24 protein-coding genes and 1 pseudogene are annotated in these 24,581 nt (G+C 68.0%); 8 read left to right on the top strand and 17 right to left on the bottom strand.

What is annotated here, in order from left to right; all coding sequences use genetic code 11:
* The first annotated feature begins 28 nt into the window (after positions 1-28).
* Positions 29-541 (top strand): hypothetical protein, encoded by a 513-nt coding sequence (locus GON09_RS13325; RefSeq protein ID WP_213934438.1) that lies wholly within the window; start codon positions 29-31, stop codon positions 539-541.
* Here the strand turns inward: GON09_RS13325 and GON09_RS13330 are convergent.
* A complete protein-coding gene (locus GON09_RS13330) occupies positions 524-2,323 on the bottom strand; it encodes an acyl-CoA dehydrogenase (RefSeq protein WP_213932193.1) in 1,800 nt (599 codons plus the stop codon). The genes GON09_RS13325 and GON09_RS13330 overlap by 18 nt on opposite strands.
* A gap of 125 nt (positions 2,324-2,448) precedes the next feature.
* Here GON09_RS13330 and GON09_RS13335 point away from each other — a divergent pair, with 125 nt between their 5' ends.
* Complete coding sequence (locus GON09_RS13335) at positions 2,449-3,093, top strand: TetR/AcrR family transcriptional regulator (protein WP_374195320.1); 645 nt, start codon at positions 2,449-2,451, stop codon at positions 3,091-3,093.
* Between the two features lie 94 nt (positions 3,094-3,187).
* On the opposite strand, the gene GON09_RS28370 is transcribed toward GON09_RS13335, so the two are convergent.
* From GON09_RS28370 to pdxH, 5 genes and pseudogenes are all read right to left on the bottom strand, one after another.
* Positions 3,188-3,553 (bottom strand): FKBP-type peptidyl-prolyl cis-trans isomerase, encoded by a 366-nt coding sequence (locus GON09_RS28370; protein ID WP_307854512.1) that lies wholly within the window; start codon positions 3,551-3,553, stop codon positions 3,188-3,190.
* 6 nt (positions 3,554-3,559) lie between these two features.
* A pseudogene (locus tag GON09_RS28375) lies at positions 3,560-3,910 on the bottom strand (FKBP-type peptidyl-prolyl cis-trans isomerase); the annotation flags it as partial.
* A gap of 49 nt (positions 3,911-3,959) precedes the next feature.
* Positions 3,960-5,258, bottom strand: a complete 1,299-nt coding sequence (locus GON09_RS13345; RefSeq protein ID WP_080968201.1) for a citrate synthase — start codon at positions 5,256-5,258, stop codon at positions 3,960-3,962.
* A gap of 660 nt (positions 5,259-5,918) precedes the next feature.
* Positions 5,919-7,187: an MFS transporter gene (locus GON09_RS13350; protein WP_213932196.1), complete on the bottom strand. Its 1,269-nt coding sequence runs from the start codon at positions 7,185-7,187 to the stop codon at positions 5,919-5,921.
* Positions 7,184-7,912, bottom strand: coding sequence for a pyridoxamine 5'-phosphate oxidase (gene pdxH, locus GON09_RS13355; protein WP_213932197.1), 729 nt, complete (start codon positions 7,910-7,912; stop codon positions 7,184-7,186). Before pdxH ends, GON09_RS13350 begins: the two co-directional genes overlap by 4 nt.
* Before the next feature lie 142 nt (positions 7,913-8,054).
* Here pdxH and GON09_RS13360 point away from each other — a divergent pair, with 142 nt between their 5' ends.
* The 4 genes from GON09_RS13360 to GON09_RS13375 all read left to right on the top strand — a co-directional run bounded on the left by GON09_RS13360 (position 8,055) and on the right by GON09_RS13375 (position 12,208).
* Positions 8,055-9,182 (top strand): citrate synthase 2, encoded by a 1,128-nt coding sequence (locus tag GON09_RS13360; RefSeq protein WP_213932198.1) that lies wholly within the window; start codon positions 8,055-8,057, stop codon positions 9,180-9,182.
* A gap of 104 nt (positions 9,183-9,286) precedes the next feature.
* Positions 9,287-10,408: a phosphoserine transaminase gene (gene serC, locus GON09_RS13365; RefSeq protein WP_213932199.1), complete on the top strand. Its 1,122-nt coding sequence runs from the start codon at positions 9,287-9,289 to the stop codon at positions 10,406-10,408.
* Between the two features lie 220 nt (positions 10,409-10,628).
* Positions 10,629-11,492, top strand: a complete 864-nt coding sequence (sepH, locus tag GON09_RS13370) for a septation protein SepH (protein ID WP_213932200.1) — start codon at positions 10,629-10,631, stop codon at positions 11,490-11,492.
* 14 nt (positions 11,493-11,506) lie between these two features.
* Entirely contained in the window at positions 11,507-12,208 is a 702-nt protein-coding gene (locus GON09_RS13375) for a DUF6928 family protein (protein ID WP_213932201.1), read from the top strand.
* Between the two features lie 34 nt (positions 12,209-12,242).
* Here the strand turns inward: GON09_RS13375 and GON09_RS13380 are convergent, their stop codons facing one another.
* The 8 genes from GON09_RS13380 to GON09_RS13415 all read right to left on the bottom strand — a co-directional run bounded on the left by GON09_RS13380 (position 12,243) and on the right by GON09_RS13415 (position 18,995).
* The gene (locus GON09_RS13380; RefSeq protein ID WP_307854367.1) at positions 12,243-13,826 is read right to left on the bottom strand and encodes an alpha/beta hydrolase; all 1,584 of its coding nucleotides are present in this window, start codon (positions 13,824-13,826) and stop codon (positions 12,243-12,245) included.
* A gap of 133 nt (positions 13,827-13,959) precedes the next feature.
* The gene (locus tag GON09_RS13385; protein WP_213932203.1) at positions 13,960-14,385 is read right to left on the bottom strand and encodes a DUF7144 family membrane protein; all 426 of its coding nucleotides are present in this window, start codon (positions 14,383-14,385) and stop codon (positions 13,960-13,962) included.
* Between the two features lie 209 nt (positions 14,386-14,594).
* The gene (locus GON09_RS13390; protein ID WP_213932204.1) at positions 14,595-15,011 is read right to left on the bottom strand and encodes an SHOCT domain-containing protein; all 417 of its coding nucleotides are present in this window, start codon (positions 15,009-15,011) and stop codon (positions 14,595-14,597) included.
* Between the two features lie 310 nt (positions 15,012-15,321).
* A complete protein-coding gene (locus tag GON09_RS13395) occupies positions 15,322-15,747 on the bottom strand; it encodes a DUF7144 family membrane protein (protein ID WP_213932205.1) in 426 nt (141 codons plus the stop codon).
* Between the two features lie 107 nt (positions 15,748-15,854).
* Positions 15,855-16,127: a DUF2537 domain-containing protein gene (locus GON09_RS13400; protein WP_213932206.1), complete on the bottom strand. Its 273-nt coding sequence runs from the start codon at positions 16,125-16,127 to the stop codon at positions 15,855-15,857.
* Complete coding sequence (locus tag GON09_RS13405; RefSeq protein ID WP_213932207.1) at positions 16,124-16,930, bottom strand: TrmH family RNA methyltransferase; 807 nt, start codon at positions 16,928-16,930, stop codon at positions 16,124-16,126. Before GON09_RS13405 ends, GON09_RS13400 begins: the two co-directional genes overlap by 4 nt.
* 119 nt (positions 16,931-17,049) lie before the next feature.
* On the bottom strand, positions 17,050-17,481 hold the full coding sequence (locus GON09_RS13410; protein WP_213932208.1) for a MarR family winged helix-turn-helix transcriptional regulator: 432 nt from the start codon (positions 17,479-17,481) through the stop codon (positions 17,050-17,052).
* Positions 17,482-17,525: 44 nt separating this feature from the next.
* The gene (locus tag GON09_RS13415; protein ID WP_213932209.1) at positions 17,526-18,995 is read right to left on the bottom strand and encodes an NCS2 family permease; all 1,470 of its coding nucleotides are present in this window, start codon (positions 18,993-18,995) and stop codon (positions 17,526-17,528) included.
* A gap of 81 nt (positions 18,996-19,076) precedes the next feature.
* Between GON09_RS13415 and GON09_RS13420 the strand changes: the two genes are divergently transcribed.
* On the top strand, positions 19,077-19,328 hold the full coding sequence (locus tag GON09_RS13420; protein ID WP_213932210.1) for a DUF2530 domain-containing protein: 252 nt from the start codon (positions 19,077-19,079) through the stop codon (positions 19,326-19,328).
* 38 nt (positions 19,329-19,366) lie between these two features.
* Here the strand turns inward: GON09_RS13420 and GON09_RS13425 are convergent, their stop codons facing one another.
* Genes GON09_RS13425 through GON09_RS13435 form a run of 3 tightly spaced genes read right to left on the bottom strand, consistent with a single transcriptional unit; the run spans position 19,367 to position 23,608 of the window.
* Positions 19,367-19,906 (bottom strand): phosphatase PAP2 family protein, encoded by a 540-nt coding sequence (locus GON09_RS13425; protein ID WP_213932211.1) that lies wholly within the window; start codon positions 19,904-19,906, stop codon positions 19,367-19,369.
* Positions 19,903-22,749, bottom strand: coding sequence for a sacsin N-terminal ATP-binding-like domain-containing protein (locus GON09_RS13430; RefSeq protein WP_213932212.1), 2,847 nt, complete (start codon positions 22,747-22,749; stop codon positions 19,903-19,905). The genes GON09_RS13425 and GON09_RS13430 overlap by 4 nt, the downstream gene beginning before the upstream one ends.
* Before the next feature lies 1 nt (position 22,750).
* Positions 22,751-23,608, bottom strand: a complete 858-nt coding sequence (locus GON09_RS13435; RefSeq protein ID WP_213932213.1) for a DUF3027 domain-containing protein — start codon at positions 23,606-23,608, stop codon at positions 22,751-22,753.
* A 135-nt stretch (positions 23,609-23,743) separates the two neighbouring features.
* Between GON09_RS13435 and GON09_RS13440 the strand changes: the two genes are divergently transcribed.
* The gene (locus tag GON09_RS13440) at positions 23,744-24,559 is read left to right on the top strand and encodes a glutaminyl-peptide cyclotransferase (RefSeq protein ID WP_213932214.1); all 816 of its coding nucleotides are present in this window, start codon (positions 23,744-23,746) and stop codon (positions 24,557-24,559) included.
* Positions 24,560-24,581 lie beyond the last annotated feature (22 nt).

Below are 24,581 nucleotides of genomic sequence, written 5' to 3' on the forward strand. Positions count from 1 at the left end.
CCTGCCCGCGGGACCTAACGTGACGACCATGCACGTCGTCTTCACGAAAGGTCCCGGCATCGGGTACGAGATCGCGGTGCATCGCGAGACCGGACCGGAACTCGCTCCGCGTAACGGCCCGGGCGGTCACCCCTATCTCCCCCACGACCTCGTACACCTGCTGGTCGAGATGGAGGCAGGTATCGAACTCGGCGTCTTCGGGCAAGTGGCCGCGGGAGACAACGGCCTGTTCTGGCCCGCCGACAACGCCGAACGGACCCGGGCGAGCCGGCGCCGGCGCTCGAAGAAACACGCGATGTCACCGCGTGCGGAGGCCGACATGATCAGGTCGGAGACATTGGCGCGCATCGCCGTTCCCGTCTGGGAGGCGCGGCGCGGCCTGGCACGCGGGCTGCCGGCCTCTGTGCCCGCGCACGATGTCACCCCGGTGGTCGACCGGATCGTGGACATCTTCGACGACTACGCCGACCGGTGGCATGCGCTACCGGTCGGCGGATCGCTCACGTTGACCTGGGAGAGCCCGTCACAGAGCCGACGATGACACGTCCAGGGTCGTCCGGTCGAGGCTCGCGAGCAGATCGAACTGCGGTCCGGTCTTCGGCAGTTCGAAGCGGAAGAAATAGCGTGCGGCAGCGCGCTTCCCCTCGAAGAAGTCACCCTCGCGGTCGCCCACGGCGAGGAGTTGCTCGAGCCACAACCACGCCACCACGACGTGCCCGACGGCTTCGAGATAGACCGACGAGTTTGCGAGGGCCACAGCGGGATCGCCGGTGGACCACAGTGTCGCGGTGGTCTCCGCGACGCGCCCCACGGCCGCGCTCAGCTGTTCCGCGTAAGCGGCGGCGTCACCCCCGGCCTGTGTCGCCTGCGCGATGGTCTGTCCCACTGTGTCGCCGAGCAGCGCGAGAGCAGCACCACCCTGCATGATCACCTTGCGGCCGAGCAGGTCCAGACCTTGGATACCGTGGGTACCTTCGTGAATGGGGTTGAGGCGGTTGTCGCGGTAGAACTGTTCGACGTCGAACTCGCGGGTATAGCCGTAGCCGCCGAGCACCTGGATCGCGAGGCTGTTGGCCTCGAGGCACCACTGCGACGGCCAGGACTTCGCGATGGGCGTGAGCAGGTCCAGCAGCAGACCGGCGCGTGCGCGCGCTTCTTCGCTCTCGGCGGTGCGCTGTTCGTCGACGAGCGTCGAGCAGTACAGTCCCAGCGCCAGGGCGCCTTCGACATACGACTTCTGTGCCAACAACATTCGTCGCACATCGGCGTGTTCGACGAGGGGGACCTGCGGTGAGGCCGGGTCCTTCGCGCCGAGCGGCCGGCCCTGGGTACGGGTGCGGGCGTAGTCGAGCGACTGCAGGTATCCGGCGTACCCGAGGGAGGTGGCGAGGAAGCCGACGCCGATCCGCGCTTCGTTCATCATGTGGAACATGTACGACAGACCCTTGTGCGGCTCACCGAGCAGGTAACCGACCGCACCGGCCTTGCCGCCGGGCGTGTGGACGCCCTCACCGAAGTTGAGCAGCGTGTTGGTGGTGCCGCGGTTGCCCATCTTGTGGTTGAGACCGACGAGGGCGACGTCGTTGCGTTCACCGAGGGTACCGTCGGCCTCGACGAGGAACTTCGGGACGATGAACAGCGAGATGCCCTTCACGCCGTCCGGTCCTCCAGGGATCTTGGCGAGGACGAGATGGACGATGTTCTCGGTGAGTTCGTGGTCGCCGCCGGAGATCCACATCTTGGTGCCGGTGAGGCGGTAGGTGCCGTCGCCCGCGGGCTCGGCCTTGGTGGTGATGTCGGCGAGCGACGACCCGGCCTGCGGTTCGGACAGGCACATCGTGCCGAAGAAGCGGCCCTCGAGCATGGGCGGCACGAAGTCGGCGATCTGCTCGTCGCTGCCGTGTGCCACGAGCAGACTCGCGTTCGCCGCGGTGAGGAAGGGATAGGCGGAAGTGCCGGCGTTCGCGGCCTGGAACCAGGCCATCGACGCGCGCTGCACCGTCACGGGCAACTGCATCCCGCCGTGTTCCTCGTCGAATCCGCCTGCGAGCAGCCCGGCCTTGGAGAACAACTCGAGGGCCTCCTTGACCTCGGGAATGATCTCCACGCGGCCGTCCTCCCCGATGCGGGGCTCCTGCGCGTCAGCTTTCTTGTTGTGGGTCGCGAAGTGCTTGGTGGCGATGTCGGCACTCAGGTCGAGCACGGCGTCGAAGGTCTCCCGGGAGTGCTCGGCGAAGCGCTTCCGAGCGGTGAGGGACTCGATGTCGAGCCAGTCGTACAGGAGGAAGTCCAGGTCGCGGCGGGACAGGACGGGAGAAGGCATCGAGGATCCTTTCGGGCGACTCGGATATCCGGCCGCAGCAGGAACGAACTAAGCGCTCACTCAGTAGACCAACGCCGGTGCATGATGTCAACGACGCCTTCTCCACCACCCGCAGGACGGACTTCGTGACCGACACACCCGAGCAGACCCCCGACGCCCCCGCTACCGTCGACTCCCCGGCCGCTCTGCCCGGTGGCGGATCCGAAGTCGCACGTCGGCTCGTCGCTTCCGCCGTGGAGTCCTTCGCTCACCGCGGCTACCACGCGACCACCACCCGCGACATCTCCGTCGGCGCGGGCCTGAGCCCCGCGGCGCTCTACGTGCACTTCCCCTCCAAGGAGGCCGTGCTCTTCGAAGCCGGCCGCAACGGACACCTCCACGTTCTCGAGGAGGTCGAGAGCGCGGCTGCGAGCTCCACCGATCCGATCGAGCGGATGCGCGCGATCGTCGACCGCTTCGTGCGGATCCACGCGGTGCACCACACCACCTGCCGCGTCGCGCAGTACGAACTGCACGCGCTCTCCGAGGAGCACTACCGCGAGATCGCGGAGATCCGCAGACGCACCGACGCCGTGGTCCGCGAGGTCATCTCCTCCGGAGTCGACAGCGGTGCGTTCCGCGTCGGCGACGTGCCCACCGCCGCACTCGCGATCCTGTCGCTGGGGATCGACGTCGCCCGTTGGTACCGCCCCGACCGCGTCGACGTCGACGACCTGGCCCGCAACTACGTCGATCTCGCACTGTCGATGCTCGGCGCTCCCCGGCTCTGAACGTCCGGCGCCGGACCCCCGAACGACGACGAGGCCCGCGACACCGGCGGTCCAACCGGTGTTGCGGGCCTCGAATGTCGTTGCGCTTGTTCGCTTATCCGACGCCGAGCAGATCGATCACGAAGACCAGCGTCTTACCTCCGAGCGGATGCCCGGAACCGGCCGGTCCGTACGCGAGCTGCGGGGGCACCGTCAGCTTGCGACGTCCACCGACGCGCATGCCCGGAATGCCCTCCTGCCAACCCGGAATCAGGCGTCCCAGCGGGAACCGGACGGAGTCGCCACGAGCGAACGACGAATCGAACACCTCGTTGGTCTCGTACTCCACACCGTGGTAGTGCACGTCGACCACGCCGCCCGGCTGGGCCTCGTCGCCGTCACCGATCGTGACGTCCTCGATCACGAGATCGGCGGGCGCAGGACCGGTCGCCGGCTCGACCGTCGGAACCTCCGGCGGCACCTGCACGGCGAGCAGGTCGATGATGAACACGAGCGTCTTGCCCGACAGACGGTGTCCCGATCCGGCCGGACCGTAGGCGAGCTCCGGCGGGATGGTCAGCTGGCGACGGCCGCCGACCTTCATACCCGGGATGCCTTCCTGCCAACCGGCGATCAGGCCGGACAGCGGGAAGGTGATGGACTCACCGCGGCCCCACGAGGAGTCGAACTCCTCACCGGTATCGAACTCGACCCCGACGTAGTGGACTTCGACCTTCGATCCGGGTTCCGCCTCGGCGCCTTCGCCGACCACCAGGTCCTTGATGACCAACTGGGTGGGGGCGGGGCCCTCCTGGAACTCGATTTCGGGCTTTGTCATGCGTGTCTCCTCGTCGGGATTCGGTCGAGATGTCCGGCTGCTACGAGGGTCAGCGCTCCTCGAGGGACGTGTACGGCCGCTCGGTGTAGCCGGTGTAGATCTGACGCGGGCGGCCGATCTTGAGGGTCGGGTCGGAGTGCATCTCACGCCAGTGCGCGATCCAGCCGGGCAGGCGGCCGAGGGCGAACAGCACCGTGAACATGCGGTCCGGGAAGCCCATCGCACGGTAGATCAGACCCGTGTAGAAGTCGACGTTCGGGTACAGCTTGCGCTCGATGAAGTAGTCGTCCGTGAGGGCGGCCTCTTCGAGCTTCATGGCGATCTCGAGCAGTTCGTCGCCCGCACCGAGCTTCTTGAGGATGCGGTCGGCGGTCTTCTTGACGATCGCGGCCCGCGGGTCGTAGTTGCGGTAGACGCGGTGCCCGAAGCCCATGAGCTTCACGCCGTCTTCCTTGTTCTTGACCTTGCGGACGAAGTCCTTGACGTCGCCGTCGGACTTCTGGATGCCGTCGAGCATCTCGAGCACAGCCTGGTTGGCGCCGCCGTGCAGCGGGCCCCACAGCGCGTTGATGCCGCCCGAGATGGATGTGAAGAGGTTGGCGTCGGACGAACCGACGAGACGCACCGTCGACGTCGAGCAGTTCTGCTCGTGATCGGCATGCAGGATGAGCAGCATGTCGAGCGCCTGGGCGATCTCGGGATCGATCTCGTAGGGCTCGGCCGGGAAGCCGAAGGTCATGCGCAGGAAGTTCTCGACCAGCGACAGCGAGTTGTCGGGGTAGAGGAAGGGCTGACCGACCGACTTCTTGTACGCGTAGGCCGCGATGGTCGGCAGCTTGGCGAGCAGACGGATCGTCGACAGCTCGACCTGCTCGGAGTCGTCCGGGTCGAGGGAATCGGGGTAGTACGCCGACAGAGCGTTGACCGCGCTCGACACGACGGGCATCGGGTGCGCGTTGCGCGGGAAGCCGTCGAAGAACCGCTTGAGATCCTCGTGCAGCAGGGTGTGGCGACGGATCTTGTCGGTGAAGACCTCGAGCTGCTCCGAGGTCGGCAGCTCACCGTAGATCAGCAGGTAGCTGACCTCGATGAACGTCGACTTCTCGGCGAGCTGCTCGATCGGGTATCCGCGGTACCGCAGGATGCCCTTCTCGCCGTCGATGTACGTGATCGCCGACTTGGTGGAGGCGGTGTTGACGAAACCCGGATCCAGGGTGGTGTACCCGGTCGCCGCGAGGAGCTTGCCCAGCTCGATACCGTCATTGCCTTCCGTCGCCTTGGCGATCGACATCGTGTGTTCGCCACCGGGGTAGCTGAGGGTGGGGTTGGTGTCATTCTCAGCGGGCACGAAGGATCCCTCTCAAGCTCAGACCTACGAGAAACTTCCGGACATTCACGTAGAACCTAGCCGTAGCGCGGGGTATGCGCTGAGGCAGGGTCCGCCGAAAGTCCCCGATCGGTATGTCGTCCATGTGGGTTCCGAACGCTCGCCCGCACCCTCCGCGACTGTGCCGCAAGGCCGGCACACGCCGATAACCTGCGGCAATAATACCCAAGTCTCACCAAGGTCGTTACGCGGGGATCTGCGCGTATCCGGCGTCCCACGCGGGTCACTCTACTCACAGCACCGCGAGGAGCACATCGACGACGGCGGCGGTGGCCTGCGCGACGGGTGCGCCTCTCCAGGGAAGTGCCGGGGTCACCGGTTGTCGAGTCCGAGAGGATCGCCGGCGACACCGGCTGCCCGTCGGCGGCCACACCACCCCGGCGTCGTTCATCGTCCCGTACATGCCCCGGCCGTGGTCGTGTCGCGCTCGTCGCACGGCCCGGCCGCAACCCCGGCGGAACAGATAACTCCTGTGCGCCACAGCGTGTTTCGTATGGAGGTATCGGAAGGCTCGCACAGGACGAGTGCATGCTCACCGGCGTTCGGATCCGCACATCGCCGTCACCGAGACAGGGCCCGCTTCGGGGCGAAGCTGCTCTCGACGAAACCGCGGACCTGCCGTCACCCGAGGGTGCGTGAGACCCGGTAGCGCACGAAGGCCGGGAAGGCGACCACGCACACGAGCGTGCCGACGATCACGAGCACACCGCCACCGGCCGCCGCGACGGCCGTGCCCACAGCCGCTGCGGCCGCGCCGTGGAGCACGTCGCCGATACGCGGCCCACCCGCGACGACCACGATGAACACCCCTTGGAGCCGACCGCGCATCTCGTCGGTCGCGACGGTCTGCAGCATCGTCGAACGAAAGGCCGCAGACACCATGTCGACCGCACCGCCGAAGGCGAGGAAGAACAGCGCGACCCACAGCAGCAGGCCGCTGCCGCCCGGTTCGGCCCACCACACGGCGGCACCGAAGCCCACCATCGCCACGCCCCACAGGACGATGCACACGATCACGGCGAGCCCCTGTCGCTGCACTCGCGGCAGCCACCCGGAGAAGACGCCGCCGATCACCGCGCCCACCGACATCGCCGCGAACAGCAGACCGAGGGCGAAGCCGCCCTGTGCGGGATCGCCGAACGATTCGTGAGCGATCTGCGGGAACAGCGCCCGCGGCATCCCGAACACCATCGCGACGATGTCGACGACGAACGACGCCAGCAGGATCTTCTGGCCGGACAGGTACCGGAAGCCGTCGAACACCGCGCGCAGCCCGGCCTTGGTGACCTCGCCGAGCGGCGGGATCGCCGGGAGCCGGACCACCGCCCACAGCGTGGCGAGCAGGAAGATCGCGTCCAGCAGATAGAGGGTGGACAGACCCACGACGGGGATGAGGGCACCGGCGAACAGCGGCCCGGCGATCGCCCCGAACTGCACGACCGTCATGTTCAGCGAAGTGGCCGCCGCGATCTGCCCGACCGGCAGCAGTCGGGGGATCACCGCCGCACGGGTGGGCTGATTGACGGCGAAGAACGCCTGCTGCACCGAGAACAGGCAGAGCAGCACCCACACGTTGTTCAGTCCGCTCGCGGCCTGCGCCCACAACAGCAGGGATGTGACACCGAGACCGGTGGAGGTGATCAGCAACAGTTTCCGACGGTCCATCGCATCGGCGAGCGCCCCTCCCCACAGGCCGAACACCACGAGCGGCACGAGGCCGAACACACCGGTCAGTCCCACATAGGCGGAGTTGCGAGTGATCTCGTAGATCTGCTGGGGTACGGCGACGACCGCCATCTGCGCACCGATGACGGTGACGACCCCGGCCCACCACAGCCGGGCGTAGTCCTTGTTGCGCAGGGGCGTGGTGTCGGCGAGCAGTCGCCTCACGGCTGCAGACGCTCGGTGATCCAGCGACTGTCCACGACGCGAGTACGGATCCGGTTGTGCAACCGATTGGGTCGGCCCTGCCAGAACTCGACCGACTCCGGCACGATCCGGAATCCGCCCCAGAACGGCGGCACCGGGATCTCGTCGTCGAGGTCGTACCGCTCGGCGGCCTCGACGAGGGCGTGCTCGAGATCGGTCCGCTCCCCCACCGGCCGTGACTGTTGCGACGCCCACGCGCCGAGGCGTGATCCGCGCGGACGGGTGTGCCAGTACGCGAGCGTCTCCTCGTCGGACACGCGGACGACCGGTCCGCGGACCGTCACCTGCCGGTAGACCGGCAGCCAGAGGAAGGTCGCCGACGCGTAGGGGTGCCCGGCCAGATGACGGCCCTTGTCGGACTCGAAGTTCGTGAAGAAGGTCAGGCCGTCGGCGTCGATCTTCTTGCACAGCACGGTGCGGGTCGCCGGGTGGCCGTGCTCGTCGACAGTCGCGAGCACCATCGCGTTGGGCTCGGGCACCGCGGTGGCGACCGCGTTCGCAAACCACGTACGCAGCAGCGGAAGCCAGCCCTCGGCGACATCGCCGGGGGTGAGATCGCGGTCGGCCGGGGACTCGTCGGTCGGCCCGGCCGGGCTGTAGTCGACACGCATACGCGCGAGGTCGTCACCCTCGGGGCGCGGCAACGGTGAATCGGACGGCACGAACGACGACGGTACTCCCGGCATCCGGCGGGCGGCGCTCGGACCACGAAGGCTACAGTTTTCAGGACGACCCGAGTGGGGTGCCGATCACACCCGACGGTGACCTCATTCCACCGGCAGCGCGGCTCGGACCGGGCCGTGCTCGAACGAGGAGAGCCCAACCGTCATGGCAGCGCGCGCGTCAGTTCCCGAGGATTTCGTCGCAGGACTCGAAGGCGTGGTCGCCTTCACGAGCGACATCGCCGAGCCCGACAAGGACGGTGGCGCACTGCGCTATCGCGGGGTCGACATCGAAGAGCTCGTCGAGAAGGGAGTCACCTTCGGCGACGTGTGGGCCCTGCTCGTCGACGGCGAGTTCGGTCGCGGTCTGCACCCGGCCGAGCCGTTCCCCCTGCCGATCCACACCGGCGACGTGCGCGTCGACGTCCAAGCGGGTCTCGCGATGCTCGCACCCATCTGGGGATTCCGGCCGCTGCTCGACATCGACGACGCAACCGCCCGCGAGAATCTCGCGCGCGCCGCGGTGATGGCCCTGTCCTATGTGGCCCAGTCCGCCCGTGGCATCTACCAACCCGCCGTGCCGCAGCAGCGCATCGACGAGGCGAGCACCGTCACCGAGCGTTTCATGGTGCGCTGGAAGGGCGATCCCGATCCCAAGCACGTCGAGGCGATCGACGCCTACTGGGTGTCGGCGGCCGAGCACGGTATGAATGCCTCGACGTTCACCGCCCGGGTCATCGCCTCCACCGGCGCCGACGCGGCCGCCTCGCTCTCCGGCGCCGTCGGTGCGATGTCCGGTCCGCTGCACGGCGGCGCCCCGGCACGCGTGCTGCCGATGATCGAGGAGACCGAACGCACCGGCGATCCGCGCGGCCTGGTCAAGGGCATCCTCGACCGCAAGGAGAAGCTCATGGGCTTCGGGCACCGCGTCTACCGCGCCGAGGACCCCCGCGCCCGGGTGCTGCGCAGCACCGCGAAGCGGCTCGACGCTCCCCGCTACGAGGCCGCGGCCGCGCTCGAGCAGGCCGCGCTGGCCGAACTGCGCGAGCGTCGCCCCGACCGCGCGATCGAGACCAACGTCGAGTTCTGGGCCGCGGTGATCCTCGATTTCGCGGAGGTCCCCGCGGCGATGATGCCCGCGATGTTCACCTGCGGCCGGACCGCCGGCTGGTGCGCGCACATCCTCGAACAGAAGCGCCTGGGCAAGCTCGTGCGCCCCGCCGCGATCTACACCGGCCCGGATCCCCGGCCGGCTTCCGAGGTCACGGGCTGGGAGTCGATCGCACATCGCTGACCTCTCTTCCCGGCCGGGCCCGACCAGCGCCCGGCCGGGGCTCCGAGAAGGCGGTCTAGACTACCTGTGCACCATGTCCCTCGACTCTTAGGACACGCATTCCGATGGCAGACGCGTCACCGATCATTCCCGCCGACCTGAAGCCCGCAGACGGCCGCTTCGGCTGCGGCCCCTCCAAGGTTCGTCCCGAGCAGCTGCAGTCGCTGGTCGATGTCGGCGCTTCGGTGTTCGGCACCAGCCACCGGCAGAAGCCGGTCAAGGACGTCGTCGCCCGTGTCCGCTCGGGTCTGCGCGACCTGTTCTCCCTGCCCGAGGGCTACGAGGTCGTCCTCGGCAACGGTGGCACCACCGCATTCTGGGACGCCGCGGCGTTCGGTCTGATCCGGGAGCGTTCACAGCACTTCACCTACGGTGAGTTCTCGTCGAAGTTCGCGACCGTCGCGAAGAAGAACCCGTTCATCGGCGACCCGATCGTCGTGGGCTCGGAGCCCGGCTCGGCCCCCGAGATCGTCGCCGACGCGTCGGCCGACCTCATCGGCTGGGCACACAACGAGACCTCGACGGGTGTCGCGGTTCCCGTGCAGCGCCCTGCCGGTTCCGACAACGCCCTGATCGCGATCGACGCGACCTCGGGTGCCGGCGGCCTGCCGGTGAACATCGCCGACGCCGACGTGTACTACTTCGCTCCGCAGAAGTGCTTCGCCGCCGACGGTGGTCTGTGGATCGCGCTGATGAGCCCGGCCGCGCTCGAGCGTGTCGCGGAGATCAAGGAGTCGGGTCGCTTCACCCCAGAGTTCCTGTCGCTGCCGATCGCGGTGGACAACAGCAGCAAGGACCAGACGTACAACACTCCGGCTCTGGCGACCCTCCTGCTGTTCGCGAACCAGATCGAGTGGCTCAACGGCAACGGCGGGCTCGACTGGGCGGTGGCCCGCACGAAGGATTCGTCCGCGCGCCTGTACGAGTGGGCCGAGGCGTCCGAGTACGCGACGCCGTTCGTCGTCGATCCGGCACTGCGTTCACAGGTCGTGGGCACCATCGACTTCGCCGAGTCGATCGACGCCGCCCAGGTCGCGAAGATCCTGCGCGCCAACGGCATCGTCGACACCGAGCCCTACCGCAAGCTCGGCCGTAACCAGCTGCGCGTCGGCATGTTCCCGGCCATCGATCCCGAGGACATCTCGCAGCTGACCAAGAGCATCGACTGGGTCGTCTCCCAGCTCTGAGCACGCCGCGAAGCGGGGCCGGGTCCGGGATCGGACCCGGCCCCGTTGCCGTTCGAGTCTCGACCTCGCATCGAGACATTTCGGCAAACCCTGGACGATAACGCGCCGCGTCGGATTTCTTGCGATGCCACCCGGCGTGGCGCGGCGTGTCCGGCCACGAAAAATATCGCGGTCGGTTACAGTCGGGCGGGTCAATCGCGATCGGCGCGAGGAGGTCAAGGTGCGAGAGCTTCGAGTGGTCGGTCTCGAGCCCGATGCTAAGCATGTGGTGCTCGCCGATCCCACGACGGGGGACAAGTTCCGCATTCCCGTCGACGACACCCTGCGCGCGGCCGCTCGTGGCGATCTGGCCCGTCTCGGCCAGATCCAGATCGAGACGACCAGCCAGCTCCGTCCTCGCGAGATCCAGGCCCGCATCCGCGGCGGCGCCTCGGTCGAACAGGTGGCCGACGAGGCGGGGATCCCTGTCGCCAAGGTCGAACGGTTCGCCTACCCCGTCCTGCTCGAGCGGTCCCGGGCCGCCGACATGGCCAAGAAGGGTCACCCCGTCCGTCCCGACGGTCCCGCTGTCGAGACCCTGCAGGAAATCGTCACGCAGGCGTTCCGCGCCCGTGGGCACAGCCTCGACGAGGCCGAATGGGATGCCTGGCGCGACGACGAAGGATTCTGGGTCGCGCAGCTGCGGTGGCATGCCGGCCGTTCCACGAACCGCGCCCACTGGCGGTACCAGCCCGATGCGCACGGCGGCACGATCACAGCGCTCGACGACATCGCGGCCGACCTGGTGGATCCCGATTGCGGTCGTCCCCTGCGCTATCTGACCCCGGTCTACTCGGCGCGCGACGTCGACGATTCCACCGAGGCCGAGAACGCCGAACGTCACGCCCCGGTCGCACTGGAGTCCCCCGCTGCCGAAGAACCGGCTCCCGAGCCGGTCGCTGCAGAGGAGCCCGCCGTCACCGTGGGCGACGAGGCCGATGCCTCACGTGCGCCGCAGGCCCCCGCGAAGGACAAGCGCGGCAAGCCCGCACTCCCCTCGTGGGACGACGTGCTGCTCGGTGTACGCAGTAACGGACGCGTCTGAGGAAGACGTCGGCGATGTCGGCGACGGTGTCGACGCTCTGGTACGTCGACGCACCCGATCCCGCCGCGGTCCTGCGCGAGTTCGCACCGGATCGTGATGCGGCGCAAGCACTTCTGTCACGCCTGTTCCCCGACCTCCAGGTCGATCCCGGTGTACGGGTACCGCTGACCGAGGTCGGTCGAGAGGATGCCGGGGATTCGTTCGAACGGTTCTGGGTCGGCAGCTATCCCGGCGTGACGGTCGTGGCGAGCCCCCGATTCGCACTACGCCACCCATCGGAACTCCCCGCGATGTGGTTGCGTACGCCCGCCGCGGAACGCACCTGCCTGCTGACCTCCGATCCGGCAGGCGCGTGGGGATCGTTCGCCGTGTGGGAGTGCGGCAGGCTGCGACGCAGCTTCGGGGCGAGCACGGTCGAGTTCTTCGAGGACGAGGGCCTGCCGTTCGTGTGGGAACGGCCGTTCTGGGCGGGTGAACATCCGCTCCGCTGGCCGCCGAACATCCCACCACCTCCGGAGTCCCTGCCCTTCCACCCGCGCAAGCTCGTCGAGGAGGCTCACGGCGCGTGGCTCGGATTCCGCTACGTCGGTCGTCGCGACGACGAACCGGACCCACACGAGATCGAGACGTGGAGTTTCACGCTGCGCACCCCGGTCCCGCAGATCACCGTCCCGGCTCCGAAGACCGGCTGGTGGCGGCGTCTCGTGGCGCGCTGACCTCGCACCCTGACCCGATTCTCGATCCGCCGAATCATTCCCCCTCTGCGACAATATTTTTCAGGGAGTCGATGTCTTCGGGCGTTATTTCCGGGGACTGGAGGACGACGGCCCAGGCGTCGACGTACTCGGTGCTGTACTTGTGGCCGTGACCGGCCGGCACACCCGTGGAGAAAGGCAGATCGGCAGTGATCTGCCAGAAGGTCACGAACGGTATCCACACCATGTCCTCGAGCACGTCGCGACCGGGGGCTTCACCGATCCAATCCGGTTCACTCGTGATCAGACGTGGGCTCCACCAGACGATCGGGTCCGACGGATGCATCAGATACAGCACCCGGCTGCCCTCCCACGGACCGTCCTCCGGCGGGATGCCCGCCTGCGGGTCGTTCGTGAATCGCACCGTACGACCGTCCCGGAAGACCGGTTCGACTTCGGGGCTGCCCTCGTCCCGGCGATCACTGAACTCACGGAAGAGGACGTTGAAGTTCGGCGGCCCGGCGAAGACCGTTCCCGCGGTGCGATTGCGAAGGTCGTACTCGCCGCTGAAGGCGGTCTCCCCACCGAACGAGCCGAGACTCTCGCCGGCCACGAACAATCGGGGGCGGGCGTCCTGGGGAAGCTTGGACCAGACGTCGTAGACCGCGTCGAACAGATCTCGTCCGGCTTCCCTCGCCTTCGACTGATCGACCAGATAGGAGATCCACGAAGGCAGGTAGGAATACTGGATGGCAACGGTCGCGACATCACCGCCTGTGAGGTACTCGATGGAGTCCACCAGAGCCGGGTCCACCCAGCCGCTTCCCGTCGTCGTCACCACGACCAGGTTCTGCCGCTCGAATCCTCCTGCCCGCGTGAGATCTTCCACTGCCAGCGCCGCCCGCGCCTCGGTGTCCTCGGACGACGCCAGGCCGGCATAGATCCGGATCGGTTCGAGGGCAGGGCCTGCGGAGAACCGGCCTATCTGCTCGGTGGACGGACCCTGCCCGACGAAGATCCGCCCCTGCCACCCCAGAGAATCCCACGGCACCACCGAATCCGGTCCGCCGGAACGCAGGGCGGTCGTCGGTTGCTGCACACCTTCCTGGGTTCTCGTGTCCCGTGCCGAGAACGCCGTGTTGGCGGCGTCGATGAAACCTGCGAGCAGCACGCCGGAGACGAGCGCGTACACCAGTGCGGCGACGAGCACCCATCCCACGACGTTCGCGGCCCGCTGCCCGATCCACCGGTCGAGCGTCTTCGCCGCCCAGCGATACAGACTGCGGATACCGCGTCCGATCGCCAGGAGAAGGCCGAACACCAGTACCGCGATGACCGGAGAGAGCACCGTCGACGCGAGGTTGTATTCGGAAATCCCCATCAGAGAACGGATTTCGTATTGCCAGTACTGGCCGAGCCCGAAGAAGACCGCGAAGAGGACCACCCCGCAGACGCCGAAGATCCACCACGACGCAGCCTTCGGAGGCCGAGGAGGCCGGTCGGCGAACGCGCGCCACACGAACGCGAGGAGCACGCCGAGGCCGTATCCGATCGCGGCAGTGATCCCGCAGATCATCCCCTGCAGGACCCCGCCGCGCGGAAGCAACGACGGGGTGAAGGACAGGCATGCGAAAAGCACTGCACCCCAACACCCGGGAAGCGTGAGATGCAGTGCACTCCGTCGTCGCTGCGAGCGAGGCCCGTCGGACTCGGTCGTGACATTCCCGACCGGCCCGCCCCGGACGCTGCGACCGCCTTCCTGCACGGCCGCGTCAGTAGTAGTCGGCGCGCGGCTGCCAGGTCGAGACCGCCCAGATCACAACCACATCGAGCGCGATGATCAGGATCGACCACCACGGGTAGTAGGGCAACCACATGAAGTTCGCGACGATGGACAACGCGGCGATGATGATGGCCGTGACGCGAGCCCACGTGGCGCCGCTCATCAACGCGAGTCCGGCGACCAGCATGACGACACCGAGGACGATGTGAACCCATCCCCACGTGGTGAAGTCGAACTTGAACGTGTATTCCACACCCCGCACGAAGACTTCGTCCTCGGCCACCGCAGCGATGCCCTGGAAGATCTGGACGATGCCGACGGTTGCCAGGATGATCGCTGCCCCGATCGAGGTGCCTGCGGCGATGCCCTGCTTGACACTGATCCCGCCCCGGTCGGGGCGTACGTCGTGCGACATGACAATCCTCTCGTGTACGAAGGAGACATCGACCGTGCGCCGATCCCTGCGAGGAGCGGTCACGATCTGATTCTCAGGAACAAGGATGGCTGCGGATTATGCTGCCACCCTCACACTTTCAACCGCCGGCGTCGCGACGCGACGAGTCGTCGAACGTACGAGCCGACCCCGGAAGGACACCGTCCGCAGCGCCCTTCCGCGACGATGATTCACGCGATGGGTACGCCGTCACGTCCGGTCGTGGCGTTGCCGAGCGCCTGCGCCTTGAGGTGTTCGTACTCCGCGGGCGTGATCGCACCGGAGTCGAGCAGGGCCTTGGCATCGGCGATCTGTTGAGCCGGGGATTTCCCGACCGCCACGGTCCGGATGTACTCGTCGGTGGCCTGCTTCGCCTCCGCTTGCGCCTGCTGGGCACGCAGCGCCATTCCCCGACCGCGAACGATCAGGTAGACCAGCGCCGTCAGGTACGGAAGGAGCACCAGGCCGATGACCCACACCGCTTTCACCCAACCGGATACGGAGTGATCCCGGAAGAGGTCGACGATGATTTGGAACAGGACGATCAGATACGCCACGAAGGCGAATACGACGACGGTGTACCACACGTAGTCCCAGAATGAATCCATAGCCGAACCTCCTCGGCCGAACCGGTGGCGGGACGATGCCCCGTGAAACCACCGGAGAATGAATATCTCGAATCCTGTTTCCCCCTGCGGTGTGCCGCTACGGCACTGCCACTACTCGCGGCCCCCGGTCCACTCATCGACACCGGTGTCGAATCGTGACGACTGTCCGATTCGGGCTTCGGCAGGTCCATCTTCGGTCATGACGACCTCCGTCCCTCTGTCCGGGAGGGCCGGATATACCATACGCCCGTTCCCGGGTGGAGGGCACCGGTTTGCGCAATCGGCGCGTTTCGGTACCGGATCGAGTCGATCAGGAGTACACCGCACGGGGATTCCAGGTTGCGATCGCCCAGATGACCACTACATCGAGGGCGATGATCGCGAGCGCCCACCCCGGATAGTAGGGAAGCCACATGAAATTCACCAGGATCGACAACGCGGCGATGACCATCGCCGCCACCCGTGCCCATGTCGCTCCGGAGATCAACGCGATGCCCACGACCACCATCACGACACCGACGACGATGTGAACCCATCCCCACATGGTGAGATCGAATGTGAACAGATACTCCTGGCCGGTGACGAAGACTTCGTCTTCGGCGACCGCAGCAATTCCCTGCAACAGCTGCAGAGCGCCGATCAAGGTCATGATGATTGCGGCGCCGACCGACGTTCCCGCGGCCAGCCCCTGCTTGACCGACATTTCCTCCCGATCGGCATTCACATTGTGAGACATGATGCCCCCTTTCCAGGTGGACCGTCATCACCAAGTGTGCGCTTCGTCGGAATTCTCCAGTAGAGGTTGGAAATTTTCCTCCGGCGGCGGTCGCGCTCGGAAACCGATCAGGACACGAGCAGCGCGAGCCATCCGACCGGCACACCGGCCACGACACCGGCCGCGAGCCAGCGCAGTACCGGCACCCGCAGCCATGACCACACGGTCGGGACGATCCCCGCAACCGTCACGATATTGACGACGACCGCGAGGACCGGATCGATCCGGCCGAGTACCTGGCCGCAGGCGACGACGGCGATGACGGTGGCGACGAAGGAGAACGCCGTCAGCGTGAGCCCCGTCGCCCACGGGGTGGGCGCGGGGTCGCGAGCCTGGGTCATCGCGGAAGCCGGACCCGCTCGTAGAACGCCATCGCCGCCGCGGTGGCCACGTTCAGCGAATCCGTGCCGGGCGCCATGGGAATTCGGGCACGTACGTCGGTCGCCCGCATCGCGTGCTCGGACAGACCCGGACCTTCGGCGCCGAGCAGCAGTGCGACCTTCTCCCCCGTCATCGCGTTCGCGAGCGGGATCGCCCGCGGATCGGGGGTCAACGAGATCAGCTGGAATCCCCTGCCACGCAACTGATCCAGTTCGGACGGCCATTGTTCGAGATGCGCGAAGGGGACACGGAGGGCATGCCCCATCGACACGCGAACCGACCTGCGGTACAACGGGTCGGCGCAGCCCTTCCCGAAGAGCACACCGTCGACGCCGAGACCGGCCGCGTTGCGGAACATCGAACCGATGTTCTCGTGGTCGTTGACTCCTTCGAGCACCGCGACCGTGGTCGCCTTGTCGACGACCTCGTCGAGCGACAACGGTGAGGATCGGCGCGAGACCGCGAGCACGCCTCGGTTGAGGTGGAATCCGACGATCTCGGCCATGGTTCCGGCGTCGGTGCGGTAGAACGGCACATCGACGTCGCGCAGGTCGTCGGCGAGTTCGTCCAGCCGTCGACCCACTCCGAGCAGACTCGTCGGAGCGAACCGGGAATCGAGCATGCGCTGGACCACCAGCACACCCTCGGCGATCACCAGCCCCTTGCCACCGGGAAGGTCGGGCCGACGATCCGCCGAGTTGAGATCGCGGAAATCGTCGACCCGGGGGTCGGAAGGATCGTCGATGTCGATGACGTGAACCACCGGAACATTCTCCCAGCGCGCACGCGCCCTTCCGCACCGGGTCGGTCGTCGCGAGTGTTCACTCGCCGGCGGCTACCCGTTACCGAGTCTGCCGGACCGGCTGGACCTGGTATCTCCCATCAGTCGTCTTCCGAGACCAGCGCCGTGAGGATTCCGACGGCCTCGCGCAGCGTCCCGAGCGACGCGGGGTCGAGCTTCTCGAGCCGTTCGGTCAGCCACACTTCGCGTGCCTGAGCTTCGTCGGCGAGCAGCTCGGTCCCGGCGTCGGACAACGTCACGATGATCTGCCGTCCGTCCGTGGGATGCGGCGTCCGCTCGACGAGGCCGAGCTCGTGGAGAGAGGCGATGACCCTGGTCATCGAGGGTGGTTGGACGCGTTCGCGCGCGGCCAGCGCCCCCGGGGTCATCGCACCCTCCTGCGCGAGGGTGGCCATCGCCGAGATCTGGGTCAGAGAAACTCGGGAATCGGTGCGTCTCCCCCGCAAATGACGCGTCAGACGCACAACGGCGAGTGAGAGGTCACCGGCGAGTGCGCGTGTATCCGAGATCATGGCGTGCAGAATACGTCACATCGCCCGAAACACGCGCCGGCCGTCTAGGTGAGCAGCTCCGTGATGGGATCGACCGAGAAGTACAGGGCGAACAGCACCGCGACGATCCACATCAGGGGGTGGATGGTGCGGATCTTGCCGCTGGCCGCGTGCAGGACCACCCACGTGATGAAGCCCACGCCGATGCCGTTGGCGATCGAGTAGGTGAACGGCATGACCATGATGGTCAGGAAGGCCGGCAGCGCCACGGCGAACACCGAGAAATCGATGTCGCGGACCTGGCCGATCATCAGGGCACCGACCACCACGAGCGCCGGAGCGGCCGCCTCGATCGGAACCACCTCGTACAGCGGGGTCAGGAACATCGCGAGCAGGAACATCACGCCGGTGACCACGTTGGCCAGGCCGGTGCGGGCTCCTTCCGCGATACCCGAGGCCGATTCGACGAACACCGTGTTCGAGGAGGCGGAGGCGCCACCACCGACGATGGCGCCGGTGCCCTCGACGACGAGGGCCTTGCCGATGCTCGGCAGGGTGCCGTTCTTGTCGGCAAGGTCGGCTTCCTTGCCGAGACCGGTCATGGTTCCCATCGCGTCGAAGAAGTTCGCGAGGACGAGAGTGAACACGAGCAGCGTCGCGGCGATCACGCCGATGCGGGTGAACGCGCCGAACAGGTCGACGTTGCCGACGAGGCTCAGGTCCGGGATCCCGAAGAAGGAGTCGGGTGCCTCGGGCGTGCTGAGGTTCCAGCCCTTCGGGTTGGTACCCAGGGACGGACCGACGTCCGTGACGGCCTCGATGATCATCGACAGGATGGTCGTGACGACGATGCCGATCAGCAGTCCGCCGCGCACCTTGCGTGCGACGAGCACACCCATCAGCAGGACACCGACGACGAAGACGAAGGTCGGCCACGAGGCGATCGACCCGTCGATACCCAGCCCTACGGGCACGGTGGTGCCGGCGGCGTCGGGAATGCGGCGGACGAAGCCGGCGTCGACGAGACCGATCATGGCGATGAAGGCGCCGATACCGGCGGCGATGGCGGCCTTCAGTTCCGCCGGGATGGCATTGAACACCGCGGTGCGGAAGCCGGTCAGGGCCAGCACGACGATGATGATGCCGTCGATGACCACCAGGCCCATCGCTTCGGGCCAGGTCACCTGCGGCGCGATGGTGACCGCGAGCAGACTGTTGATGCCGAGGCCGGCGGCGATGGCGAACGGATAGTTGGCGACCACACCGAAGACGATGCTCATGAAGCCGGCGACCAGTGCGGTGACGGCCGCGACCTGGTTGATGGGCAGGATGTTGCCCAGCACGTCGACCTTCGCGGTCGCGTCGTCGGCGGAGAAACTACCGAGGATCAGCGGGTTGAGGACCACGATGTACGACATCGCGAAGAACGTGACGATACCGCCACGCACCTCCCGGGACACGGTCGAACCGCGCTCGGTGATCTTGAAATAGGCGTCCAGGAAGGACGTTCGCTTGGAGTCGGTGCCTACGGCCATGTCCACAAAATCCGCTCGTCGAGTACGGGGCGTCGCAACGGGAACCGATTATTGCAGCGCGAAGGAACTAATCTGCAATCCGTGGAACCCGCCCAGCTCGTCGCAGCCCGTATCCGTCGCCTCGCCGACCCTCGCCCCGCGCTCGCCGTGGGAACCGGTCTGTGGGTGGTAGCGGCCGTCGTCGTGTTGTCGGTCGGCGGCGATCTCCGCGACGCTGCGCTACCGATCTGCGTGGCGGGAATCGTGGTGGGGCTGCTGGGAACTGCGCTCTTCCTGCTGCAGCGTCGCGCTGCCCGACGGGGTGACCGAGGCGCCCAGGTAGGTCTGGACTGATTTCGGCCCCAGCCGTCCGCGACACGTCCGCGGCGGTATCAGCGGCGGATCCGTACGCGAGTGATCAACCACACCCAGAGCAAGGCCCATGTGATCCCGAAGATCCAGCCCGCGACGACATCGGTGAACCAGTGCGCGGCCAGGTAGACGCGGGAAAGCCCGATGGCCACGGTGTACGTTGCGAGCGCCGCGGTCGCGACCGTCCGGCGACCATCTCCCCGCGGCCACGTGCGCATCACCACCGCCACGAGCACCGTGGCCAGCACGGCACTGGTCATCGCATGCCCTGACGGGAACGACTCGGTGGGCAGAACCACCAGCCGTTCGGGTTCGGGGGGCCGGACGCGGCCGAACAGGTTCTTGAGCAGGGACATCACCGGCCAGCCCGTCAGTACGGCACCGGCCACGAAGACCGCATCGCGCAGACGATCTGCGCGGACCAGCAACAACGTCGTCACCGTCGCGATCAGACTCGTCGCGATTCCCCCACCCGTATGGGTGAGGACGGTCACTGCAGTGGTCAGCTCGGGTTCGCGGATCGAGACCATCCAGTCGAGCACCGCGACGTCGATCATCACGGTCCGGTTCCCGGGTGCGGCGCAGCTGCCCCTACAGTCGCGCGGCCCGCCGTAAGCTCCGTGAGCGCCGTGAGCGCGGCGACCAGACCGTTCGGGGTGCTGTGGACGGTGCCGGCGGCATCGACCCACCACTCGACCTCGAGCTCACCGGTCAGAGCGCCGGAACAGCGCACGGCCAGCCGGTCGTGCAGCGCGAGCACACCGCGCGGAAGCGGAACACCGGCGACGATCCCGGCCAGGACGGCGGCCGGTTCGCGTTCCCAGGTCGAGCCGCGTCCCTGCTCGACAGGTTCGGCGTCGACGACCGCGGACGCCACGGAGATGTCGAGCACGTCCGCGAGCGCGTGCGCGGTTCCCCGCCCGCCGGTGACGAGCCGACCGTGCGGGATCACGGCCGCGAACCACGGACGGTCGGGTACGAGGGCGTCCGCTGCGTCGACGACGACGCCGGACAGGCTGCGCACCCCGTCGGGCAGGGTGACCGACTCGGGATCGAGACCGCCCGACGAGAAGGCCGCGGCGAGCGCGTCGTGAGCAGCGACGATCGTGGCCGGTCCCGGCGATCGGCTCTCGTCCGCAAGCCGGTCGAGCAGGGTCTGTGCCAGGTCGACGTCCTCGATCACCGTTCCGGCGAGGGCACCGCGGAAGGCGGCCGCGTCGGGATGGGTGCAGGGATCGAGGAGACCGTCGAACAGGACGTCGTCGGCGAAGCGGTAGTGCCCCAGGGGCCGGCCGTCGAGCGACGCGCGGGTGCGCAGGTACCACGCCGTGTATCCGGCGGGGTCGGCGAGCGCTTCGGCCGTCGCAGGTTCGGCCACCAGCAGGGTCAGCGCTCGCGACCAGCGACGATCGTCGACGAGATCGAGATCGCGCACCGCGACGAGTGTCTCGGGATCCGCGTCGAGTCGCTCCCACCAGAGGTGTTCGTCGGGCAGGTCGTGATCGGGACCGGTGGGCAGGTCGGCGCGGAGGACCGTGAAGCCCCAGCCCACACCGATGGCGCGCAACGCGTCGGCCCCGTACCGGTCGACGACGGACGGGTCGACGGTGCCGAACGGTGCGTCCTCGACCAGCACCTCGGCGAGTGGTGCGCCGGGGAGCAGCAGTTCGTCGGCAGGGACGGCGTCGCCGCGGGTGTCGGGCAGCAGTAACGCCCCGAGTTCGCGAGGCACGGCCGCTGCGGACGCGAACGGCACCAGCCGCAGCACGACGTCGGCGAGTGCGCCCGCCGGGAGATCGCCGGCCGGATCGATGTCGTCGGGATCGGCGTCCTCGACGGCGGCGACGAGCGCCGGATCGGCGAGCAGATCCTCGACCGTCACGGTGCCGGCCCCGAGCCGGGCGAGCAGAGGATGCGCGGCATCGGGATGGACGAGGCGCACCCACGGCATCGACACCGGACCCAGGTCCTGCAGTTGCGTCGCGAGGACGGTCGTGCGCGGGCCGGTCACGGTCCGGCCGTCCGACAGCGGAACCGGCAGGGATGCGAGTTCCTCGGCCGCCACCGCGTCGACGACGAGCGGAGTCAGCGCCTCGTAGAGGCGGTTCCACCACTTCGGATCGCGTTCGTGGCCGGAGAGCAGTTCGGCCAGTCGCGCGAGACCGAGCCGGTGCACTCCGACGGCCGAGAGCGCCGACGAATGTCGCGGGCCGCACAGCTCCGGGATCACGAGCCCGGGGACGACCTCACCGAGGACATCGGCGAGCTCGTCGGTGAGACCGGGCATCGCAACGGCTCGGTCGGGTACCAGATCGGCGCTGCCGTCGGCTGCGGGAAGCCACGCTTCGCCGGCCAGGTCGTCGAGGATCGCCTCGCGGATCCGACCGTCGACCTCGCTGCGCGCGAAGCCCGGGAGGGGCACGAGGTCGAGTCGCTGGTCGGCGGGCAGCGCCGCGACGAACCGCGCGTACCCGCGGGCGACGTTCTCGACGCGGGCACCGGGCAGCACGCGCCGCCGGTCGGGTTGCATCGCGACGTCGGCGACGACGATCGCGGGCAGCGACAGCTCCTCGTCGGAGCGGGTGGGGGCACGCAGGACGTCGCCGCCGACCGGTGTGACCCGGCCGTCCGCGACGGGAACGAGCCACCGCGCCGCCGATCCGGTGGACTCCCACCAGGTGCGATCGCCGATCCGCACCTCCTCCAGGCCGTTGTCGAGTTCGCGCCGGTGGCGGGTGAACTCGTCGTCGCCGATGACGAGGGTGCTCAGGCCGGGAAGTTCGAGCAGGATGTCGTGAGCCTCGGCGCGGAAGGCATCGAGCAGCGCGACCGGATCGACCCCCGCACGCAGGGTCAGCACGACCTCGGTGTCGCTGCCGGGCACCGGCGGTGTCGCCGTCGGCCACACGAGGCGCAGCGCCGGGATGCCGGACTCGGGTTCGGGCAGGCCCCGCTCGGCGAGGACCGAGCGGGTGCGCTCGGCCGAGAAGTGGATCGAGCCGGTGCGCGAACGCACCTCGATGTCGTCGGAGACTGCCAGCACCGCGGTGAAACCGACACCGAACCGTCCGACGGTGGACCCGGTACCGCTCTTGTTCGACGAGCGCAGCGCGGTCAACGCGTGGACACCGCCTGTGTCGAGCGGCTCGCCGATGTTCGCGACGTGGAGCCGACCGTCGGCGAACCGTACTCGCAGCTCACCCCGTGTGCCGGCGCGCGCGGCTGCATCGGCGGCGTTCTGGGCGAGCTCGGTCAGGACGCGATCGCGGTAGCCCGCGCGGACATGATCGGCCTCGGTGGCGGCGTCTTCCCGGAGGCGGGTGGGCGACGACGACCAGGCCGCAAGGATTCCCTCGCGTAACGCCGCGGTCCCGAACGGATCCGCGGGGTCCGGCCGGGTCACGTCAGTCGGTCTGTTCCGGCTCGGACGGGGACGGCTCGGCGGCAGGCTCGTCCGTGGAATCGCCCGACGTGGACTCGGTCTGTGAGGACTCGGTCTGTGAGGACTCCGGGGGCACCGAGCCGGCCGAACCGAGTTCGACAACCTCCACTGCCGAATCGTCGAACGCCTCGTACAGCGGGGAGCCGGCACCGGTGGGCAGTGAGGTGTCGGAATGCGCACCGCATCCGTACTCGGCGTGCACGACGTGCCCGTCGGCGGCGAACTCGTTGCCGCACACCCCGAAGGCCGCACGCAACGACCCGGCGAGGGGAAGGTAGAAACCGCACAGGCGGCACGAGGACGGGGCGGCCTTCGCCATCTCCGAACCAGGGCCGTACTCGCCGTCGAACCAGCGCTGCGCTGCCTCGAGGCGACCCTCGAGGCTCATGACCTGCTTGCGGCCCAACCCGATCTCGAGGGCGGTCTCGTCGACCTCGGGGTCGCCGGACTGCATGTAGCCGGGTACCAGCCGCACATCGTCGGGAGCGGGAGCCAGGAGGTCGCCGGGACCGAGATCGCCGGGACGGATCCGTTCGCTCCACGGCACCCATTCGGGCGCGACGAGCGCGTCGGGGCCAGGCAAGAGCACGAGTTCGCTCACCGTCACCCGATCGGAATCCGGCGCGGCGGCCACGACGACGGCCCATTGCCAACCGCGGTAGCCCGGAAGCTCCGCGGCGAAACGGTGGGTGGCCGAGCACTCGTCCTCGCGCGTCACACCCAGATAGGCGCCGACTCCACCGTCTCCGAGTTCGTCGAGTGCGGCCCGAGCGAGGTCGGCGGCGTCGGCGAGCACGGAACGCACCGCCGGATCGACCACGGGGTTCGTTCCTCGGGAAGTGGAAGCAGAGGCAACACTCACGGCCCCCATTCTGCCTGACCTGTCGGCCCGGGCGCCCGCGGGTCGTGGAAGCTCGTGCAGGCGCGGGTCGCGCACGCGATGCAGGATGGGCGCGTGTCCCGTCTTCTTCTCTCGGCCGCGGTCGCGGCGATCGCCTGCGTCACCACCGCCGGATGCGGTGACGATCTCGTCGCCGAACCCGGCCCACCGGCCGCCGAACTCGGTGTGGAGGTCGTCGCCACGCATCCCCACGATCCGGAAGCATTCACCCAGGGGCTCGAGATCGACGAGGGCGAACTGCTCGAAGGCACCGGACGGGCCGGACGCTCGTGGGTCTCGGCGCGGGAGGTCGACGTCGACGGCGACACCCTCACGCTCGCCGAGGCCGAACGCGCCCGCGAGCCCGTCCTCGACGACTTCTTCGGGGAGGGCATCACCGTGGTCGACGACGAGCTGTGGCAACTGACCTGGAAGGACGGCACCGCCGTCGTCCGCGATCGCGACACCCTTCTCGAGAAGCGCCGGGTCGACTACGAGGGCGAGGGCTGGGGGCTGTGCGCGCAACCCGACCGTCTGGTGATGAGCGACGGCTCGGCCGAGCTGATCTTCCGCGACCCCACCACCTTCGACGAGCTCGGACGCGTCACCGTGCACCGGGAGGGCCACGCCGTGGCGAAACTCAACGAGCTCGAGTGCGCTGAGGACGGCAGCGTCTACGCGAACGTCTGGCAGACGGACGAGATCGTGCGGATCGATCCGTCCACCGGCCGGGTGGAGGCGCGGATCGACGCGGCTCCGTTGCGTGATCGGTTGCCCGAGGGAGCCGCCGTGGACGTTCTCAACGGCATCGCGCAGATCCCGGGAACCGATCGGTTCCTGGTGACGGGTAAGTACTGGCCGACGCTGTTCGAAGTGCGTTTCGCGGGGTGATCCGGGTGGCATACCGATCGCG

It is taken from the genome of Rhodococcus sp. B50 (assembly GCF_013602415.1).
Classification (GTDB): domain Bacteria; phylum Actinomycetota; class Actinomycetes; order Mycobacteriales; family Mycobacteriaceae; genus Rhodococcus.